General features: G+C 63.2%; 2 protein-coding genes. One reads left to right on the top strand and one right to left on the bottom strand.

Features of this window, described 5'->3' with window-relative positions; all coding sequences use genetic code 11:
• Positions 1-295: 295 nt before the first annotated feature.
• Positions 296-1,606: an NAD(P)/FAD-dependent oxidoreductase gene (locus WBQ44_RS04010; RefSeq protein WP_495565446.1), complete on the bottom strand. Its 1,311-nt coding sequence runs from the start codon at positions 1,604-1,606 to the stop codon at positions 296-298.
• A 113-nt stretch (positions 1,607-1,719) separates the two neighbouring features.
• Here WBQ44_RS04010 and WBQ44_RS04015 point away from each other — a divergent pair, with 113 nt between their 5' ends.
• Positions 1,720-2,610, top strand: a complete 891-nt coding sequence (locus tag WBQ44_RS04015) for a LysR family transcriptional regulator (protein WP_495565447.1) — start codon at positions 1,720-1,722, stop codon at positions 2,608-2,610.
• Positions 2,611-2,814: the final 204 nt, after the last annotated feature.

Here is a 2,814-nt window from a genome sequence, read left to right on the forward strand (position 1 = left end):
GTCCGTGAGTTCTCGGCATCGCGTGGTGGTGAGTACGTGCTCCACCAGACGCTGGGTCGTCTCGCGCGTTCCCCGAAGATGGCGAGACGCAGGACGCCCTCCCAGGCTGACACTTTGGATACTGTCCGGAGACACCACGGCCGTCGTCATACCCGGTCACCTTTCCGCGCAGCCACCGTCCGGGCTCCGCCAGAGAACGGTAGCCCACAAACAGACCTTAGTCACGGATTCTCTCGTCATAAACAGTCTGGCGGTTTGTTCTACGAATACTTACGCGGTTCGGCAACCCTGATGGTCAGGCCGCTTCGCGCTCTTCCGCCACCTTCGTTTGTGTGCGAACGGCCAACCTGTCGGTGTACTGGAAGTGCGGCCGCTTGTCGCCGATGTACGAGGTCATCCACGACACCACCGCGATGTAGCGGTTGCGGAATCCAACCATGTACATCAGGTGCACTGCCAGCCACATCACCCAGGCGACCGGACCCGACATGTCGATCTTGCCGAACAGTCGCGCCACGGCACTGAACCGGCCGACGATCGACATACTGCCCTTGTCGACGTAACGGAAAGGCGTTCCGGCGTCGACCTTTCCGGTGATCATCTTCGCGACGTGACGGCCCTGCTGCATCGCGACGGGCGACTGACCAGGGAGCCCGTTCAGCGACGTCACGTCGCCGATGGCATAAATATCACTGCCCGCGCCGACGGTGAGGTCGTCGTGAATCAGGAGGCGACCCGCTCTGTCGGTGTCGCACCCGGTGCGCTCGGCGACCGTCGCCGCGAGGTCGCTGGCCTGCACGCCCGCCGACCAGACAACCGTTTTGGCCGCGATGGTGCGCGTCGCCTTCGTATCGACGTCCTGGATCGTGACGGTGTCGTCGACGATGTCGGTGACCATGGCTCCGGTCACGACGTCGACGCCGGACTTTTCGAGCTTCGAGCGTGCGTAGGCGCTGAGCTTGCCGCCGAATGCGGGCAATACATCCTTGACGCCGTCGACGAGGGTGACCGTCACGTCGTCGGGCGTGATGTCCGGGAAAGACCCTGCGAAGTACCGGTGCGCGAGGTCTCTGATCTGCCCGGCGAGCTCGACGCCGGTGGCACCCGCGCCGACCACCACGAAGCTGAGCAGTTGCTTCTTCTCGTCGAGATCGGTTGTTTGATGGGCAGTTTCGTAACAGCTGAGGATCTGCTCGCGGAGCGCGATCGCGTCGTCGACGGTCTTGAGGGCGAAGGTGCGGTCCTTGAACTCGTCGCGGCCGAAGTAGGCCTGCGTTGCTCCCGTCGCGACGATCAGCCGGCCGAAGCCGATGGTGTGCGACGCACCCGCCCCGGTGTAGGTGACGGTGTGGCGCTCCGGATCGACGTCGACGACGCGTCCGAGTCGCACGTCGGCGCAGTCGTAGTCCGCGAGGATCTGCCTGATCGGAGGGGCGATCTCTCCGGTGGACAGCATGCCGGTCGCGGCCTGGTAGAGCAGTGGTTGAAAGAGGTGTTCGGTGGTGCTGGAGACGAGCGAGAACCTCACGCCGGCCTTGCCCAGAGTCTTGGCGGCGGCCAGGGCTCCGAAGCCCGATCCAACGATGACGACCTCGTACGTGTCCACGACACACTCCCTTTCCGTTTGCGGTGCACTACCCATGGAACGCTCGGTCCGAGTGGTTATCAACGCGAAAGATGGAATAGCATCGATGAGCAAAACTCATGGATGGAGTCACGGTGGAGCTACGTCAGCTGAAATACTTCCTCGCGGTCGGCGAGGAATTGAACTTCTCGCGTGCAGCCGAACGCTGCTACGTATCGCAATCCGCCATCAGTCTGCAAATAGGCAAACTCGAACGAGAGATGGGCGAGGCGTTGTTCGAGCGTACGTCGCGGTCCGTCCGATTGACCGTCGTCGGAGCACAATTGGTCTCGATCGCTCGGCATATGGTCGAGCTGGAACAGGCTGCCCTTGCGTTGACCTCGCGCCGCCGCAACAAACTGCGCCTGACCGGGAACATGACCTTCGCCGCCAATGCTCTCGCGGCGATCGTGCAGGTGCGCGAGCAGCATCCCGACGCCGAGATCGACTTCGTTCTCAAACGATTCACGGAGCAAATCGAAGCCGTCACGTCGGGGGACTGTCAGGTAGCGCTCATCCGTGGCAGCGTGGAACGCTCGGGCCTCGACGCCACGGAACTGTGGACCGAAGACCTCGTCGTGGCATTGGCCGAGGGCCATCCGCTCGCCGGCGAGGAAAACCCCAGCCTCGAGCAATTGACGCACTACCCCCTGCTGCTCCCCAAGCGTAGCGAGCAGATTTTGCTGCACCGGGTGGTCGAGGGAGCGATGAAACGAAGCGGCCTGCGCCTGACCTTCGGCCCACCCGTCGCGCTGGACCACACCGCCAGCGCCGAACTGCTCAACCACCCCGACTGCTGGTCCATCCTGTACGCCAGCACAGCCGAAAGCACACCCCGAACCGGTCTCGTGTTCCGCACCGAAGCGCAACGCAGACTGCAGCTGCCGGTGTCCGCAGTGGTCGATGCCACCGTTCCCGCCACGGACATTCAACGCAATCTCATTCGAGCACTGGCGGAGACTGCGCCGCAACCGGTTTCGTCATGACCAGTTCGCGCTCACCAGGTGCCAGGGGATAAGGCACCGTCGAACCGCGCTAGCGCGTCCCGACGAGTTGTTGCCCCGAGGACAGCAGAACGCTCGTGGACGCGTCGGATTCACGCGCCGACACCACGCTCTCTCGAAGGATGAGGTAGGCGTCGTTCAGCGGAACAACCATTCGCAGTGCGCTACCGTCCGAGAATTGCACTC

This window comes from Rhodococcus sp. (in: high G+C Gram-positive bacteria) (assembly GCF_049591685.1).
Classification (GTDB): Bacteria; Actinomycetota; Actinomycetes; order Mycobacteriales; family Mycobacteriaceae; genus Rhodococcoides.